Genomic DNA, 16,674 nt, shown 5'->3' with positions numbered 1-16,674 from the left:
ATTATTACCTCATAAGGAGTAATTCACCATGGGGATGGTGGCTGGCTGTGATCTCCCTTGCAAATCCCCATCCGGAACAGGGTCGGATCCCGCCCCTTTGCCGCCCCCGGCACCGAGAGCAGGTGACAGCGCCCTTGATCGCGGTTAATCTCCCACACTGACTATTAATTCATTGATTATTAATTGAAATTACGCCGGACTCACAAGGAGCAAGGCAGCACAACGATGGGATTCTTCAGCAAGACAGGGGCGGTGGCGGCCCTCATATATGCCGCCTCAATCGGAGCGGCACCCTCCCATTATGCAGGTATTCGGGTGGCGCCCGATATCAAGGTCGATTTCCAGTTCTATCGGGTATCAGGGGCCGATGTGGCCGCCGTGATGCGCCAGATAGCCAGACAGGCACCGGCCCAGGCCGATGGCCATATCGGCAGGGCCAGCTATCAGCTCTCCTGGCAGTTGCAGACCAGGGCGACCCCGGCGCGCTGCGAGCTGGATCAGGCCAGCGTGACGGCCCGTATCCAGGTCAGGGTGCCGAACTGGATGGACAAGGGCAGGGCGTCCGCGGTGGAGCGGCAGAAGTGGGACAAGCTGGTGGCGGCCATGTTCGACTACGAGAGCCGTCACAAGGACATATTGCTGGAGAGCGTCAGCCAGCTTGGCATTCGGCTCGCCCAGCTGCCCGTCGCCCAGGATTGCGCCGCCTTGCAGTACCAGGGCTGGCAACAGGGGCAGGCAGTGCTGGAGGCAACCCGCGATCGATTCGCCACCCTGGCGCAGCAGACCGATAGGGGGCGCAAGCTCGGGGTCATCTGGCCAGAGGGCAGTTGAGCGTCATCGCCAATAAAAAAACGGGCTTCCCTGGGGAAGCCCGTTTTTTGTTGGCGCGCAATGGTGCGGCGGTCGGCAGCGGCCGCCGCGCCTCCTTGCCTAGTCCCGTAGCGGCTTGCCCTTGCGCAGCCTGCGCACCCAGTAGCGGGCCGGATGCAGCGCCTCCAGCAGATCGGCGGCCAGCGGCAGCGGATCACCGCAGATTTCGCTCGCGACCAGCTCACCGCAGAGCGGCGCCGAGCACAAACCCCGGGAGCCGAGGGCGCCCAGCACATAGAGACCGGCGTGCAGGGGCAGCGCGCTCTGCTGATCCGCGGGCGCTTTAGGGTCGTGATCCGCCAGGCTTGCCAATCTGGCGATTGACCCCACCACCGGCAGGTGATCCCGGCTGGCGCAGCGCACTCCCACTCGCGCCTCCTTGCCGCTCACATCCACCTCGGCAGGCCAGCTTTGAGCCGGCAGGCAGGCTTGCAGCCGCGCCTGGTTCTGGGCCTGCTCCTCGGCACTATACGCGAGGGTGCTCTGATTGCGGCCATAGCTGGCCCCGATGCAGTGCGCTCCGTCGTGGGCCGGGGTGAGGTAGCCGTCGTAACAGAGTACAGTCCTGAGCTGGCTTAACCGCGCCGTGGTCGGCACATGGCTGACTTGACCGCGCACCGGGTAGAGCGGCAACTCCGCAAAGGGGATCAGGGCGGGCAGCTGGTGACCGGCAGCCACCACCAGGTTGGGAGCCAGCCACTGGCGGCCATCCTGGCTCTCCACCTGCCAGCCGTCCGTGAGCTCGGTAATGGTGCTCACTGGTGTGTGGTACTCAAGGCGCAGCAAGCCGCTGGCTTGCGCTTCTTTCAGGGCGGCGCGGGTGAGATCCGCCGGGCAGAGCCAGCCCCCCAGGGGGTAGCTGACGCCACCATGGCCACAGGGCAGGCCGACCACCTGCTCAACTTCCGAGGCAGAGAGTGGGTGCATCAGCTCGGGGGGGAAGGGGCCCTGACCCATCTTGGCGAGCTTGGCGGCGGATTTCTCGTCATAGCCAAGCTGGGTGACGCCGCACAGGGAGAAGGCGACGGGATGGTGCGCGGCCAGGGCCAGCAGCCGCTGGCGAGCATAGCCGAAGGCCAGGGAATAGAAGCGCGACAGCGCATCGTGCTCCCCATTGAGCAGGGGATAGAGGGCCCCCTGGCGGTTGCCGGAGGCGCCGGTGGCGGGCTCGCCCTCTGCACACAGCAGGGTCACCTTGCGGCCCCGCTCCACCAGCGACAATGCCGTCATGGCGGAGGCGATGCCGCCGCCGATGATGAGCACCTCGCCGTCCCGGCCGACGGAACGGGCATACCAGGGGGAGATGCTCTGCTCGGGCGATTTGCCCTCCCGCATCCCTGCCAGCATCTCCCGCTTGCTGCCGTGCCCCTTCACCTTCTTCATGGCAAAGCCCGCGTCAATCAGGCCGCGGCGCACGAAACCGGCGCAGGTAAAGGTGGAGAGGGTCGCGGCGGGGCGGGCGAGGCGAGCGAGGCCATCGAACAGCGCTTGCGTCCACATTTCGGGGTTCTTGGCCGGCGAGAAGCCATCCAGATACCAGGCATCCACCAGACCCTGTGGCCCGTGAGGCACCTGGGGCAGCATCTCCTTGATGTCGCCAAGCCAGAGATCGAGGCGGATACGGCCGCCGGCAAACAGCAGACGGTGGCAGCCGGATACCGGCAGCGGCCACTGGTCGATGAGAGGCTGGCTTAAGGACGCTAGCTCGGGCCAGGCCGCCAGGGCCTTGCGCAGATCGGCCTGGGCCAGGGGGTATTTCTCGAAGCTGATGAAGTGCAGGCGCGAGCCGTTGCCGGATTGGGGCGCCTGTTCCAGGAAGGCGGCCATTGTCGCCAGAAAGTTAAGACCTGTGCCGAAACCTGTTTCGCCAATCACGAAACTGTCACTATCGTGGTGCGAAAATCGTGCCGGCAGGTGATTTTGCAATAAAAAGACGTAGCGGGTTTCACTTAGACCGTTATCATTGGAAAAGTACACATCCCCGAACTCACTGGAGACTGGAGTTCCCGCTTCATTCCAGTCCAATCGGGCATGATGTAAGGATGTTTGACTCACGTTTTCCTCTGCTCGCGTCATAAATTCGCGGGCATTCTACGTGAAAGCAGACCAGTTTGGCAGCCGAAAGCGGGTAGACTCGGTGCCAGTTTTTCCAGACGAGATGAATTAATGAGAAGAGCAGTGATCACCGGTATCGGCGTCATCTCCAGTATCGGCAACAACAAGGAAGAGGTGCTGGCCTCCCTGAAAGCAGGCAAATCCGGCATCACCTATTCCGAGCAGTTTGAACAGTACAACCTGCGCAGCCGTGTCTGGGGTAACATCAAACTCGATCCGTCTGAACTGATCGACCGTAAAGTCATGCGTTTCATGGGTGACGCCGCGGCCTATGCCTATCTGTCCATGGAGCAGGCCATCGCTGATGCGGGTCTGCCAGAGGATCAGGTCTCCAACGAGCGTACCGGCATAGTGGTCGGCTCCGGCGGCGCCTCCGGCAAGAACACCTCGGAGTCTGCGGACATTGCCCGTGAGAAAGGGGTCAAGCGCGTGGGTCCCTACATGGTGCCGCGTACCATGTCCTCCACCACCTCTGCCTGCCTGGCCACCCCGTTCAAGATCAAGGGTGTCAACTACACCATCAGCTCCGCCTGTGCCACCTCTGCCCACTGCATAGGTCACGCACTGGAGCTGATCCAGCTTGGCAAGCAGGACATCGTCTTCGCCGGCGGCGGCGAGGAGCTGGACTGGTCTTCCACCATACAGTTCGATGCCATGGGCGCCCTCTCCACCAAGTACAATGACACCCCGGAAAAGGCGTCCCGTACCTATGATGCGGACCGCGACGGTTTCGTCATCTCCGGTGGCGGCGGCATCCTGGTGGTCGAGGAGCTGGAACATGCCCTGGCCCGCGGTGCCCATATCTACGCCGAGATCACCGGTTACGGTGCCACCTCCGACGGCTACGATATGGTCGCCCCGAGCGGTGAAGGCGCTGTGCGTTGCATGAAGATGGCGATGAAGGACGTCGGCTCCGTGGACTACATCAACACCCACGGTACCTCCACCCCGGTCGGTGATACCAAGGAGCTGGAAGCCATCCAGACCCTGTTTGGCAGCAATGCGCCCAAGCTCTCCGCCACCAAGGCGATGACGGGTCATGCCCTGGGCGCCGCCGGTGTGCACGAGGCCGTCTACTCCCTGCTGATGATGGAACACGGCTTCATCGCCCCCAGCATCAACATCGAGAACCTGGACGAGAAGGCTGTGGGTCTGCCCATAGTGCGCGCCTACGAAGCCGCCGATCTCAATACCGTCATGTCCAACAGCTTCGGCTTTGGCGGTACCAACGCTTCCCTGGTCTTCAGCAAGTTCAAGGCTTGATGAACCGATGAAGTGAAAAAAGGCGCCGAAAGGCGCCTTTTTTATTGGGCTTGAACTGGGCCTCAGGCCGGTTCGGCCAGGGGTAGCCGCATATAAACGGCGCCCTCGCCGTACTCCTCCAGCGACTTGGGGGTCCTGGCTGGCACGAAGCCCTGCTTGCGCCAGAAGGCCGGGGCATCCTGCACCGCCACCAGCCCGGCATGCTGGTAACCCTCATCGCTGGCAAAGGCGAGAGCGGTAGCGAGCAGCCGCTGGCCCACCCCCAGGCCTCGCGCCTCGCCACTGACAGCGAGATCGTGCAGGTAGAACTCCTCGTGGTCGGTGAGGGGCTGCAAGGGTTGCGAGAGCGGAGGAGGGCAGTGGGCGCGCCAGGGATGGCAGAGCAGGTAACCGAGTACCCGGCCCTGACGCTCGGCGACCCAGCAGCAGGCGGGGGCGAGCTCTGCCTTGTTGCTCATCACCTCGAGGGGCTCGGGCTCCAGCTGGTGGTAGCACTCGCTCTGAATGGCCATGATGGCGGGCCAGTCTGGGGGCCGTATGGTTCTTATCTTGATCATCGTACTGGAGGGCGTGCGCCCCTGGTCAACCCATGAAAGAAGGGGGTCAGCATAACCCAAGGGGCGCGCAAACGGAACCGGGGTCCCTCAAGGCTCAGCGAACGGCCTGCTTGCTCACCACCTTGATCAGCTGATAGCGCACCGAGGAGGCGTCCGCCGGCACGTCGGTGAGCTGCTCGGTGCGCACTTCCAGCTGATAACGGAAACCGGGCTCGAAGGTGAAGCCTTCGATCTGCTGGTAGAAGAGGGTCCAGCTTTCACCAGGTTGGCTGCGCACCTGCATGCACTTCATGGGGGCGACACCGACGCAGTCGGCCAGCTTGTCCTGGATATAGAGGGTCTCTGTGGTCGGGGTGCTCTGGCAGGCGCTGAGCAACAGGGCGGAGCAGAGGAGCAGGGGAGCTTTCATGACGGGTGTCCTTGGCGTAAAAGGGCGCGATTAAACCCTCAAATGAAAAGGCGGTCAATGACCGCCTTTGTAACAAACCATGACAACTTGCCGGATCAGCGTTGATCGAGCGGAGTGAAATCCCGTTGGGCCAGGCCGGTATAGAGCTGACGCGGGCGACCGATCTTCTGATCCGGGTCCGAGTGCATCTCGTTCCAGTGGGCGATCCAGCCGATGGTGCGGGAGATGGCGAAGATCACGGTGAACATGGACATGGGGATGCCGATGGCCTTCATGATGATGCCGGAGTAGAAGTCCACGTTCGGGTAGAGCTTCTTCTCGATGAAGTAGGGGTCGGAGAGCGCGATGCGCTCCAGCTCCATGGCCACATCCAGCAGCGGATCCTTGATCTGCAGCTCGGTCAGTACCTCGTGGCAGGTTTCGCGCATCACTGTGGCACGGGGATCGTGGTTCTTGTAGACCCGGTGACCGAAGCCCATCAGACGGAAGGGGTCGTTCTTGTCCTTGGCCTTGGCAATGTACTCGGGGATGCGATCCACGGAGCCAATCTCTTCGAGCATCTTGAGGCAGGCTTCGTTGGCACCACCGTGGGCCGGTCCCCACAGGGAGGCGATCCCCGCGGCGATACAGGCAAACGGGTTGGCACCGGAGGAGCCGGCCAGACGCACCGTGGAGGTGGAGGCGTTCTGCTCGTGATCCGCATGCAGGGTGAAGATGCGATCCATGGCTCGTTCGACGATGGGGTTGACCTTGTACTCTTCGGTCGGCACGCCAAACATCATGTGCAGGAAGTTGCCGGCATAGGAGAGGGCGTTGCGCGGCTGCATAAAGGGCTGGCCGATGGAGTACTTGTAACACATGGCGGCCAGGGTCGGCATCTTGGAGAGCAGACGGAAGGCGCAGATCTCGCGATGCTCTTCGTTGTTGATGTCGAGGGCATCGTGATAGAAGGCGGACAGTGCGCTGACCACACCGCACATGATCGCCATGGGGTGGGAGTCACGGCGGAAGCCGCGGAAGAAGAAGGCGATCTGCTCATGCACCATGGTGTGGCGGGTGACCAGGCGTTCAAATTCCGCGTATTGCGTCTTGGTGGGCGCCTCGCCGTACAGCAGTATGTAGCAGACTTCCAGGTAACTGGCCTGTGTGGCCAACTGGGCGATGGGATAACCACGGTGCAGCAAGACACCCTGATCTCCGTCGATATAGGTAATGGATGATTTGCAAGCACCGGTGGCCATAAAGCCAGGGTCGAAGGTGAAATACCCTTGCGCGCCCAGTTTTCTGACATCGATTACATCGGGTCCAACAGTACCGGACAGGATCGGTAGTTCTACCGGCTCTTTTCCGGGCAGATGTAGGGTGGCTATCTTATCAGCCATAGCACGTCTCCTTTGCTCTTTTATAATTTGGTTCCAGTCCTACTTTATTACGACTTTCATGACGCTGGCAAAGGTTCTTACCCGTACCACGGCGGCTGGAGCGCCTTATTTGAACCAGAGAACCACCTTCTTGTCAATTTTCTTGAATGATCATTAATGACTTGTTAAAGCGGTTGTGAGATCTGGTTTACGGTTTTGGGTTTTCTATGTAGCTAATTGATTGTCATTGGTTAAGGCCGCCGATATACTGCGCCTCGTGGGTGATGGCCGTCGGTGTTTGAAACGCTTTCGCAAAGCCAGATGTGATATCTAAAATGTTGTTTTTGGCTTTTCCGAGTTGTTTTGGTAACAAAAACCTAACAAATGCCACTCCTAGCCCTCAAAGCGTGTGAAAACAATAACTAACGTGCTCAATGGAGCTGAGTGGGCAAAGCCGTGAAAAATAAACAGAGACCTGTAAACCTCGACCTGCAAACGATCAGCTTTCCTGTCACCGCCATCGCTTCCATCTTGCACCGTGTCTCAGGGGTCATCACCTTTGTGGCGCTGGCCATCTTGCTGTGGATGCTTGGTACTTCACTCTCCTCTCCCGAAGGATTTGAAACCGTCGTTGCCATCATGGACAACTTCCTGGTCAAGTTCGTGTTGTGGGGGATCCTGACTGCGCTGGCATACCACATAGTGGGCGGCCTGCGTCACCTGGTCATGGACATGGGGCATTGGGAAGAGCTGGATTCCGCGAATCAGAGTGCCCGGGTGGGCTTCGTGATTACCGGGATTCTGGCGGTATTGGCGGGGGTACTGGTATGGTAACCAATTCTGCAACTTTCGGGCGCAGCGGTGTTCATGATTACATCCTGATCCGCGCCACCGCCCTCATCATGACGGCTTACGTCCTCTACCTGGTCGGCTTTGTCGCCTTCAACGACATTACCTACGAGGTGTGGACCGGCTTCTTCGCCACAACCTTCACCAAGGTCTTCACCCTGCTGACGCTCTTGTGCGTCCTGATCCACGCCTGGATCGGTCTGTGGCAGGTGCTGACCGACTATATCAAGCCGGTCGGGCTGCGCGGTGCGCTGCAGTTTGCGCTGGTGGTGGTGCTGTTCGTCTATCTGATGACGGGTTTCGTCGTGCTGTGGGGTGTGTAAGGTGACTATTCCAACTCGTGAATTTGATGCGGTCGTGATCGGTGCCGGTGGTGCCGGCATGCGCGCCGCGCTGCAGATTGCCCAGTCCGGCAAGAGCTGTGCACTGCTTTCCAAGGTTTTCCCGACTCGTTCCCACACGGTTTCCGCCCAGGGCGGGATCACGGTCGCCCTGGGCAATGCCCATGACGACAACTGGCAGTGGCACATGTATGACACCGTCAAGGGCTCCGATTACATCGGTGACCAGGAAGCGATTGAATACATGTGCAAGACCGGCCCCGAGGCCATCTACGAGCTGGAGAACATGGGCTTGCCCTTCTCCCGCTTCGACAACGGCTCTGTCTATCAGCGCCCCTTCGGCGGTCAGTCCAAGAATTTTGGCGGCGAGCAGGCGGCCCGTACCGCGGCGGCTGCCGACCGGACAGGTCACGCCCTGCTGCATACCCTGTATCAGCAGAACGTCAAGAACAAGACCACCGTCTTCTCCGAGTGGTATGCCCTGGATCTGGTGAAGAACCAGGACGGCCACATCGTCGGCTGTACCGCCATCGACATGGAGAGCGGCGAAGTCGTCTACTTCAAGGCCAAGGCCACGGTGCTCGCCACCGGCGGCGCCGGTCGCATCTACCAGTCCACCACCAACGCCCACATCAACACGGGTGACGGCGTCGGCATGGCACTGCGTGCCGGGGTCGGCGTGCAGGACATGGAGTTCTGGCAGTTCCACCCCACCGGCATCGCCGGGGCAGGGGTACTGGTGACCGAGGGTTGCCGTGGTGAAGGCGGCTATCTGCTCAATAAAGATGGCGAGCGCTTCATGGAGCGTTATGCGCCCAACGCCAAGGACCTGGCCGGTCGCGATGTGGTGGCTCGCTCCATCATGATCGAGATCCGCGAAGGTCGTGGTTGTGACGGTCCCTGGGGCCCGCACATCAAGCTCAAGCTGGATCACCTCGGCAAAGAGGTACTGGAATCCCGTCTGCCGGGCATCTGCGAGCTCTCTCGCACCTTCGCCCACGTGGATCCGGTCAAGGAACCCATTCCCATCATCCCGACCTGCCACTACATGATGGGCGGCGTGCCGACCAGCGTGAACGGCCAGTGCCTGACCCAGGATAAAGACGGCAACGACGTCCCCGTGGTCGGCCTGTTCGCAGTGGGGGAGATAGCTTGCGTCTCAGTGCACGGTGCCAACCGTCTGGGGGGCAACTCCCTGCTGGATCTGGTGGTGTTCGGTCGTGCCGCCGGCATGCACCTGGTGGAGACCCTGGGCGAGATGGATCATGGCCGCGATGCGTCCGAATCCGATATCGCCGCGGCGCTGGCCCGCTTCAATCGCTGGGAGAACAACCGCGATGGCGAGGATCCCGCCGAGATCCGCCGTGACCTGCAACGCTGCATGCAGAACAACTTCTCCGTGTTCCGTGAAGGGGACGCCATGGCAGAAGGGCTGGCCGAGCTGAAACTCATCCGCGAGCGCCTCAAGAATGCCCGTCTGGACGACACCTCCAAGGAGTTCAACACCCAGCGCATCGAGTGCCTGGAGCTGGACAACCTGATGGAGACGGCGTTTGCCACCGCAGTTGCCGCCAACTTCCGTACCGAGAGCCGGGGTGCCCATAGCCGCTTCGACTTCCCGGAGCGTGACGACGAGAGCTGGCTGTGCCACAGCCTCTATCATCCGGACACCGAGTCCATGACCCGTCGCGCGGTCAACATGTCACCCAAGACCCGTGAGGCGTTCCCGCCCAAGGTCCGGACTTACTGATTGCGGAGCCAAGCACAATGAACGTCACATTCTCGGTATATCGCTATAACCCGGACGTTGATAACGTCCCGCATATGAAGGAATATCGTCTTGATATTCCTGAAGGTTCCGACATGATGGTGCTCGACGCACTGATCCAGTTGAAAGAGCTGGATCCCACCCTCTCCTTCCGCCGCTCGTGCCGCGAAGGGGTCTGTGGATCAGACGGTCTCAACATGAATGGCAAGAACGGTCTTGCCTGCATCACCCCGCTCTCCGATCTGCTGAAGAAGGGCAACAAGGTCGTCATCCGGCCCCTGCCTGGTCTGCCGGTGATCCGCGATCTGGTGATCGACATGACCCAGTTCTACACCCAGTGGGAGAAGGTCAAGCCCTTCCTCATCAACGATGAAAAACTGCCGCCCGTGCGTGAGCACCTGCAATCCCCCGAAGAGCGCGCCAAGCTGGATGGCCTGTACGAGTGTATTCTCTGTGCCTGCTGCTCCACCTCTTGCCCCTCCTTCTGGTGGAACCCGGACAAGTTCATAGGCCCGGCCGGGCTGCTCGCCGCCTACCGCTGGCTGGCGGACAGCCGCGACACCGCCGCCACTGAACGACTGGGCAACCTGGATGACGCCTTTAGCGTGTTCCGCTGCCACGGCATCATGAACTGCGTGAACGTCTGTCCCAAGGGCTTGAACCCGACCAAGGCCATCGGTCAGATCAAGTCGATGTTGCTCAACCGGGCTGTTTGATACCAGGGCCAGGGCGCCTTGCGCCGGGCCCGACCTCTGGATAGCCATCCCGCCCCGGGATGGCTATGACCCTACAAGCTGCGCTGCAGTGAACAAGATGTACAAGGGATAGAAATGCATAACGGCGTGATGAAGGCCTGGTTGGAGTCATCTCACCTGGCTGGTGCGAATGCAAGCTACATTGAGGATTTGTACGAATCCTTCCTGGAAAACCCCGACTCCGTGGCCGATGAGTGGCGCAGCCTGTTTAGCGAGCTGCCCCAGGTCAATGGCCATGCAGTTGAACAACCCCACTCCCAGGTTCGCGACTATTTCCGCCGCCTGGCCAAGGATCCCTCCCGTTACAGCGCCCCTGTCTCCGATCCCCAGGTGGATGCCAAGCAGGTGCGCGTACTGCAGCTGATCAACGCCTTCCGCTTCCGCGGTCACCAGAATGCCAATCTGGATCCCCTCGGCCTCTGGACCCGTGAAACCGTTGCCGAGCTCGACCCGGCATTTCACAACCTGCAGGGCGCAGACATGGAGGCCACCTTCAATGTGGGCTCCTACGCCATAGGTCGCGAGACCATGGTGCTCTCCGATCTCTACGCCTCGCTGAAGAAAACCTACTGCGGCAGCATAGGTGCAGACTACATGCACATCACCTCCACCGAGGAGAAGCGCTGGCTGCAAGACCGTCTTGAATCCATCGAAGGGAAGGGGACCTATACCCTCGAAGAGAAGACCCGCTTCCTCGAGAGCCTGACCGCCGCCGAAGGGCTGGAAAAATACCTGGGTGCCAAGTTCCCCGGGGCCAAGCGTTTCTCCCTGGAAGGGGGCGATGCCATGGTGCCCATGCTCAAGGAGCTGATCCGCCGCGCCGGTGAGCAGGGCTGCAAAGAGGCCGTCATCGGCATGGCCCACCGGGGTCGCCTGAACGTGCTGATCAACGTGCTGGGCAAGCGCGCCCAGGAGCTGTTCGACGAGTTCGCCGGCAAGCACGGCGAATCCTGGGGCACAGGGGATGTGAAGTACCACATGGGCTTCTCCTCCGACTTCGCCACCCCGGGCGGCAACGTCCACCTGGCGCTGGCCTTCAACCCGTCCCACCTCGAGATCGTCAACCCCGTGGTCATCGGCTCGGTCCGTGCCCGTATGGACAGACGCGGTGACAAGGACGGCTCCAGCGTCTTACCCATCACCATCCACGGTGACTCCGCCATCGCGGGGCAGGGTGTGGTGGCCGAGACCTTCAACATGTCCCTGACCCGTGCCTACGGCGTCGGCGGCACTGTGCGCATCGTCATCAACAACCAGGTCGGTTTCACCACCTCCTATCAACGTGACCTGCGCTCCACCGAATACTGTACCGACATCGCCAAGGCGGTGCAGGCACCTGTACTGCACGTCAACGGGGATGACCCGGAAGCCGTGGTGCTGGTGACCCAGATTGCGCTGGATTACCGCAACACCTTCAAGCGCGACGTGGTGATCGAGCTGGTCTGCTACCGTCGTCACGGTCACAACGAGGCCGACGAGCCGAGCGCGACCCAGCCCCTGATGTACCAGAAGATCAAGCAGCACCCGACGCCGCGCAAGATCTACGCCGATCAGCTGATTGGCGAAGGCACCATCACCCCTGAGCTGGCCACCACGCTAGTCAACGACTATCGCGATACCCTGGATCGGGGCGAGCGGGTGAGCAAGGAGTGGCGTCCCATGGAGCTGCACTCCGTGGACTGGACCCCGTACCTCGGTCACGACTGGGCCATGAGCTACGACAGCACTGTGCCCATGGATCACCTCAAGTCCCTCGGCGAGCGCATCAGCCAGTACCCGGCGACCCATGTGCTGCAACGCCAGGTCGAGAAGATCTACGAAGACCGCCGCCTGATGGCCGCTGGCGAGAAGCTGGTGGACTGGGGCTTTGCCGAGACCCTGGCCTACGCCACCCTGGTGGACAAGGGCGCGCGCATCCGCTTCACCGGGGAAGACTCCGGCCGTGGCACCTTCTTCCATCGCCACGCCGTGCTGCACAACCAGATCGATGCGAGCACCTACACCCCGCTGTGCAACCTGCACGACGAGCAAGGTCCGTTCGAGATCTACGACTCCGTGCTGACCGAGAATGCGGTACTGGCGTTCGAATATGGCTATGCCAGCGCCGAGCCGGCCGGTCTGACCATCTGGGAAGCCCAGTTCGGCGACTTCGCCAACTGTGCCCAGGTGGTGGTGGATCAGTTCCTCTCCTCCGGCGAGCAGAAGTGGGGCCGGATGTGCGGTCTGACCATGCTGCTGCCCCACGGTTACGAGGGCCAGGGCCCTGAGCACTCCTCCGCCCGTCTGGAGCGCTATCTGCAGATGTGTGCCCAGCACAACATGCAGGTGTGCGTGCCCTCCACCCCGGCCCAGGTGTTCCACATGCTGCGCCGCCAGGTGGTGCGCCCGATGCGCCGTCCGCTCATCGTGATGACGCCCAAGTCCTTGCTGCGCCACCCGCTGGCGGTGAGCAAGCTCGACGAGCTGGCGACCGGCACCTTCCAGAACGCCATTGGCGAGATCGATGCCCTGGATCCCAAAGCCGTCAAACGGGTGGTCTTCTGCTCCGGCAAGGTCTACTACGACCTGCTCGATGCCCGTCGCAAGGCGGAGCAGCAGGATGTGGCGCTGGTACGGATCGAGCAGCTCTACCCCTTCCCGGAAGAGGAAGTGCGCGCCATCCTGGCCGATTATGCCCACGTCACCGATTTCGTCTGGTGTCAGGAAGAGCCGCAGAACCAGGGCGCCTGGTACAGCACTCGTCATCACTATGACAGCGTGCTGCCAAGCAATGCCCGTCTGCGTTACGCCGGTCGCCCGGCCTCGGCCTCACCGGCCGTCGGTTACATGTCTGTCCACGCCAAGCAGCAGAAAGCCCTGGTGGAAGACGCGCTGACCCTGGAATAAACGAGTTGTGAAGGGGAGGGGGCACTGTGAAGCCGACCCTCTCCGTCTCTGGAACAAGCCTGCTGGCCAAGAAGTAACAAGGAACTGATTACATGACTATCGAGATCAAGGTACCGGACCTGCCGGAATCAGTGGCGGACGCCACCATCGCCACCTGGCACAAGAAACCGGGTGATCTGGTTGCCCGTGACGAAGTACTGGTTGACATCGAAACCGATAAAGTCGTGCTGGAAGTCCCCGCGCCGGAAGCCGGCGTACTGGGCGACATCCTGCAACTGGAAGGCGCGACCGTGCTCTCCCGCCAGCTGATCGCCATCCTCAAGGCGGCCCCTGTGGCCGGTGAAGAGACCAAGGAGAAGCCGGTGGAAGTGGCAGCCGATGACGCTGCCGACGGTTTGAGCCCCTCAGTGCGCCGCCTGGTAGCCGAGCACGACATCGACGTGGCCAAGCTGACCGGCACCGGCAAGGGCGGTCGCGTCACCAAGGAAGACGTGGATGTCTTCATCAAGAACCTGGGCAAGCCGGCAGCCCCCGTCGCCGCCGTGGCAGCCGCACCTGTTGCGCCCATAGCCCCGCTGGCCGGTCGCACCGAGAAGCGCGTGCCCATGACCCGTCTGCGCAAGCGCATCGCCGAGCGTCTGCTGGAGGCCAAGAACACCACCGCCATGCTGACCACCTTCAACGAGATCAACATGGCGCCCATCATGAAGCTGCGCAAGCAGTACGGCGAGATCTTCGAGAAAAAGCACGGCATCAAGCTCGGCTTCATGTCCTTCTACGTCAAGGCCGTGGTCGAATCCCTCAAGCGCTACCCGGAAGTGAACGCGGCGCTGGATGGTGATGATGTGGTGTACCACAACTACTTCGACGTCAGCATCGCCGTCTCCACCCCCCGTGGTCTGGTGACCCCTGTGCTGCGTGACTGCGACAACATGAGCCTCGCCGACATCGAGAAGGCCATCAAGGATCTGGCGGGCAAGGGTCGTGACGGCAAGCTGACCGTGGACGAACTGACCGGCGGCAACTTCACCATCACCAACGGCGGCGTGTTCGGCTCCCTGATGTCCACCCCCATCATCAACCCGCCCCAGAGCGCCATTCTGGGGATGCACAAGATCCAGGACAGACCCATGGCCGTCGACGGCAAGGTCGAGATCCTGCCGATGATGTACCTGGCGCTCTCCTACGATCACCGCATCATCGACGGCCGCGAGTCCGTGGGCTTCCTGGTCTCCATCAAGGAGCTGCTGGAAGACCCGACCCGTCTGCTGTTGGATGTCTGAGCAAGAGTGACTGAAAGATAACGAGGGGCCGCCCAGGCCCCCATTCACAGGGGATTGAGAAACACGAGCCCCGGACGGAAATACCTACAACACGGATAGAGCATCTATGAATCTGCATGAATATCAGGCAAAACAGCTGTTTGCCGAGTATGGCCTGCCGGTCTCCGAAGGTTATGCCTGCGCTACCCCGCAGGAAGCGGCCGAAGCGGCCGACAAGATTGGCGGCAACACCTGGGTCGTCAAGTGCCAGGTCCACGCCGGTGGGCGTGGCAAGGCGGGCGGCGTCAAGCTGGCCAAGAGCAAGGACGAGATCCGCGCCTTCGCCCAGAACTGGCTCGGCAAGAACCTAGTGACCTATCAGACTGACGCCAATGGTCAGCCGGTCACCAAGATCCTGGTAGAGTCCTGCACCGACATCGCCAAGGAGCTCTACCTCGGCGCCGTGGTTGACCGTGGCAGCCGCCGCGTTGTCTTCATGGCCTCCACCGAGGGTGGCGTGGACATCGAGAAGATCGCCCACGAAACCCCGGAACTCATTCACAAGGCTGCCATCGATCCCCTGGTGGGCCCGCAGGCTTATCAGGCCCGCGAGCTGGCCTTCAAGCTGGGTCTGGTCGGCGATCAGATCAAGCAGTTCACCAAGATCTTCATGGGTCTGGGCCAGATGTTCCTGGACTGCGACTTCGCCCTGCTGGAGATCAACCCCCTGGTCATCACCGACAAGGGCAACCTGCACTGCCTGGACGGCAAGATCAACATCGATGCCAACGCCCTGTACCGTCAGCCCAAGCTGCGCCAGATGCACGATCCCTCCCAGGATGACCCCCGCGAAGCGCACGCCGCCCAGTGGGAGCTGAACTATGTGGCGCTGGATGGCAACATCGGCTGCATGGTCAACGGCGCCGGTCTGGCCATGGGCACCATGGACATCGTCAACCTGCACGGCGGTTCCCCGGCCAACTTCCTGGACGTCGGCGGCGGCGCCACCAAGGAGCGCGTGACCGAGGCCTTCAAGATCATTCTGTCTGACAGCAAGGTACAAGCCGTGCTGGTCAACATCTTCGGCGGCATAGTGCGCTGCGACATGATCGCGGAAGGCATTATCGGCGCGGTCAAGGAAGTGGGGGTCAAGGTGCCCGTAGTTGTGCGTCTGGAAGGCAACAATGCCGAACTGGGTGCCCGTAAACTGGCCGACAGCGGCCTCAATATCATCGCCGCAACGAGTCTGACTGACGCAGCTCAGCAAGTGGTTAAAGCAGCGGAGGCCAAATAATGAGCGTTCTGATCAACAAAGACACCAAGGTGATCTGCCAGGGCTTCACCGGCGGTCAGGGTACCTTCCACTCCGAACAGGCCATTGCCTACGGTACCCAGATGGTCGGCGGCGTGTCACCGGGCAAGGGTGGCACCACCCACCTGGGCCTGCCGGTGTTCAACACAGTCCGTGACGCCGTGGAAGCCACAGGCGCCACCGCCTCCGTCATCTATGTTCCGGCCCCGTTCTGCAAGGACGCCATCCTGGAAGCCATCGATGCGGGCATCAAGCTCATCGTCACCATCACCGAAGGCATCCCGACCCTGGACATGCTGCAGGTCAAGGTGAAGCTGCAGGAAACCGGTGTGCGGATGATCGGGCCCAACTGCCCGGGCGTGATCACCCCGGGTGAGTGCAAGATCGGCATCATGCCGGGTCACATCCACAAGCCGGGCAAGGTGGGCATCGTCTCCCGCTCCGGCACCCTGACCTACGAAGCGGTCAAGCAGACCACGGACGAGGGCTTCGGCCAGTCCACCTGCGTCGGCATAGGTGGTGACCCCATCCCGGGCTCCAACTTCATCGACATCCTGGAGATGTTCCAGAACGATCCAAAGACCGAAGCCATCGTCATGATCGGCGAGATAGGCGGCAGCGCCGAAGAAGAGGCGGCGGCCTATATCAAGGCCCACGTCACCAAGCCGGTGGTCTCCTATATCGCGGGCGTCACCGCTCCGGCTGGCAAGCGCATGGGTCATGCGGGCGCCATCATCGCCGGTGGTAAAGGCACGGCAGCAGAGAAATTTGCCGCCCTGGAAGATGCCGGCGTGAAAACCGTGCGTTCCCTCGCCGATATCGGCAAGGCCCTGCGCGAAGTAACCGGCTGGTAAGTTAGTTAGCCTGTTATCTCAGATAGCAAAATGCCGCCCGATGGGCGGCATTTTTATGTTTTTCTCACATAT

14 protein-coding genes are annotated in these 16,674 nt (G+C 61.4%); 10 read left to right on the top strand and 4 right to left on the bottom strand.

All coding sequences use genetic code 11. From position 1 onward, the window contains the following. The first annotated feature begins 225 nt into the window (after positions 1–225). A complete protein-coding gene (locus tag Aeroheme_RS12125) occupies positions 226–831 on the top strand; it encodes a DUF922 domain-containing protein (RefSeq protein ID WP_168234941.1) in 606 nt (201 codons plus the stop codon). 99 nt (positions 832–930) lie between these two features. Here Aeroheme_RS12125 and mnmC read toward each other — a convergent pair whose 3' ends face one another. Then, positions 931–2,946 (bottom strand): bifunctional tRNA (5-methylaminomethyl-2-thiouridine)(34)-methyltransferase MnmD/FAD-dependent 5-carboxymethylaminomethyl-2-thiouridine(34) oxidoreductase MnmC, encoded by a 2,016-nt coding sequence (gene mnmC, locus Aeroheme_RS12120; RefSeq protein WP_411165912.1) that lies wholly within the window; start codon positions 2,944–2,946, stop codon positions 931–933. 90 nt (positions 2,947–3,036) lie between these two features. Between mnmC and fabB the strand changes: the two genes are divergently transcribed. Then, complete coding sequence (fabB, locus tag Aeroheme_RS12115; RefSeq protein ID WP_106887000.1) at positions 3,037–4,248, top strand: beta-ketoacyl-ACP synthase I; 1,212 nt, start codon at positions 3,037–3,039, stop codon at positions 4,246–4,248. A gap of 62 nt (positions 4,249–4,310) precedes the next feature. Here fabB and Aeroheme_RS12110 read toward each other — a convergent pair whose 3' ends face one another. From Aeroheme_RS12110 to Aeroheme_RS12100, 3 genes are all read right to left on the bottom strand, one after another. Next, positions 4,311–4,805, bottom strand: coding sequence for a GNAT family N-acetyltransferase (locus Aeroheme_RS12110; protein ID WP_171276030.1), 495 nt, complete (start codon positions 4,803–4,805; stop codon positions 4,311–4,313). Between the two features lie 94 nt (positions 4,806–4,899). Then, positions 4,900–5,214 carry a DUF4377 domain-containing protein gene (locus Aeroheme_RS12105; RefSeq protein WP_106886998.1) on the bottom strand — a complete coding sequence of 105 codons (315 nt, stop codon included), beginning with the start codon at positions 5,212–5,214 and terminating at the stop codon, positions 4,900–4,902. A gap of 95 nt (positions 5,215–5,309) precedes the next feature. Then, positions 5,310–6,596 carry a citrate synthase gene (locus Aeroheme_RS12100; protein ID WP_041205909.1) on the bottom strand — a complete coding sequence of 429 codons (1,287 nt, stop codon included), beginning with the start codon at positions 6,594–6,596 and terminating at the stop codon, positions 5,310–5,312. A gap of 423 nt (positions 6,597–7,019) precedes the next feature. On the opposite strand from Aeroheme_RS12100, the gene sdhC reads away from it, so the two are divergent. The 8 genes from sdhC to sucD all read left to right on the top strand — a co-directional run bounded on the left by sdhC (position 7,020) and on the right by sucD (position 16,602). Continuing rightward, on the top strand, positions 7,020–7,409 hold the full coding sequence (gene sdhC / locus Aeroheme_RS12095) for a succinate dehydrogenase cytochrome b556 subunit (protein WP_025326734.1): 390 nt from the start codon (positions 7,020–7,022) through the stop codon (positions 7,407–7,409). Beyond that, a complete protein-coding gene (sdhD, locus tag Aeroheme_RS12090; RefSeq protein WP_005326929.1) occupies positions 7,403–7,747 on the top strand; it encodes a succinate dehydrogenase, hydrophobic membrane anchor protein in 345 nt (114 codons plus the stop codon). Before sdhC ends, sdhD begins: the two co-directional genes overlap by 7 nt. A gap of 1 nt (position 7,748) precedes the next feature. Next, entirely contained in the window at positions 7,749–9,515 is a 1,767-nt protein-coding gene (gene sdhA, locus Aeroheme_RS12085) for a succinate dehydrogenase flavoprotein subunit (protein ID WP_106886997.1), read from the top strand. A gap of 17 nt (positions 9,516–9,532) precedes the next feature. Continuing rightward, complete coding sequence (locus Aeroheme_RS12080; RefSeq protein ID WP_025326736.1) at positions 9,533–10,249, top strand: succinate dehydrogenase iron-sulfur subunit; 717 nt, start codon at positions 9,533–9,535, stop codon at positions 10,247–10,249. 114 nt (positions 10,250–10,363) lie between these two features. Then, a complete protein-coding gene (sucA, locus tag Aeroheme_RS12075; protein WP_411165911.1) occupies positions 10,364–13,174 on the top strand; it encodes a 2-oxoglutarate dehydrogenase E1 component in 2,811 nt (936 codons plus the stop codon). A gap of 92 nt (positions 13,175–13,266) precedes the next feature. Continuing rightward, positions 13,267–14,457: a 2-oxoglutarate dehydrogenase complex dihydrolipoyllysine-residue succinyltransferase gene (gene odhB / locus Aeroheme_RS12070; protein WP_411165910.1), complete on the top strand. Its 1,191-nt coding sequence runs from the start codon at positions 13,267–13,269 to the stop codon at positions 14,455–14,457. 106 nt (positions 14,458–14,563) lie between these two features. Then, positions 14,564–15,730, top strand: coding sequence for an ADP-forming succinate--CoA ligase subunit beta (gene sucC, locus Aeroheme_RS12065; protein ID WP_106886993.1), 1,167 nt, complete (start codon positions 14,564–14,566; stop codon positions 15,728–15,730). Next, positions 15,730–16,602: a succinate--CoA ligase subunit alpha gene (sucD, locus tag Aeroheme_RS12060; protein WP_042649072.1), complete on the top strand. Its 873-nt coding sequence runs from the start codon at positions 15,730–15,732 to the stop codon at positions 16,600–16,602. Before sucC ends, sucD begins: the two co-directional genes overlap by 1 nt. Positions 16,603–16,674: the final 72 nt, after the last annotated feature.

It is taken from the genome of Aeromonas sp. DSM 116730, from assembly GCF_046581335.1.
Taxonomy (GTDB): domain Bacteria; phylum Pseudomonadota; class Gammaproteobacteria; order Enterobacterales; family Aeromonadaceae; genus Aeromonas; species Aeromonas rivipollensis.
The sequence above is the reverse complement of the archived record's forward strand: the minus strand, read 5'-3'. Positions and strand labels throughout refer to the sequence as shown.

Bases quoted from the DNA above. Each gene is read 5' to 3' on its own strand.
- Aeroheme_RS12105 (WP_106886998.1), bottom strand. From the start codon at position 5,214: ATGAAAGCTCCCCTGCTCCTCTGCTCCGCCCTGTTGCTCAGCGCCTGC.
- fabB (WP_106887000.1), top strand. From the start codon at position 3,037: ATGAGAAGAGCAGTGATCACCGGTATCGGCGTCATCTCCAGTATCGGC.
- Aeroheme_RS12100 (WP_041205909.1), bottom strand. From the start codon at position 6,596: ATGGCTGATAAGATAGCCACCCTACATCTGCCCGGAAAAGAGCCGGTA.
- sucD (WP_042649072.1), top strand. From the start codon at position 15,730: ATGAGCGTTCTGATCAACAAAGACACCAAGGTGATCTGCCAGGGCTTC.
- Aeroheme_RS12125 (WP_168234941.1), top strand. From the start codon at position 226: ATGGGATTCTTCAGCAAGACAGGGGCGGTGGCGGCCCTCATATATGCC.
- sucA (WP_411165911.1), top strand. From the start codon at position 10,364: ATGCATAACGGCGTGATGAAGGCCTGGTTGGAGTCATCTCACCTGGCT.
- mnmC (WP_411165912.1), bottom strand. From the start codon at position 2,946: ATGACGCGAGCAGAGGAAAACGTGAGTCAAACATCCTTACATCATGCC.
- Aeroheme_RS12080 (WP_025326736.1), top strand. From the start codon at position 9,533: ATGAACGTCACATTCTCGGTATATCGCTATAACCCGGACGTTGATAAC.
- Aeroheme_RS12110 (WP_171276030.1), bottom strand. From the start codon at position 4,805: ATGATCAAGATAAGAACCATACGGCCCCCAGACTGGCCCGCCATCATG.
- odhB (WP_411165910.1), top strand. From the start codon at position 13,267: ATGACTATCGAGATCAAGGTACCGGACCTGCCGGAATCAGTGGCGGAC.
- sdhD (WP_005326929.1), top strand. From the start codon at position 7,403: ATGGTAACCAATTCTGCAACTTTCGGGCGCAGCGGTGTTCATGATTAC.
- sucC (WP_106886993.1), top strand. From the start codon at position 14,564: ATGAATCTGCATGAATATCAGGCAAAACAGCTGTTTGCCGAGTATGGC.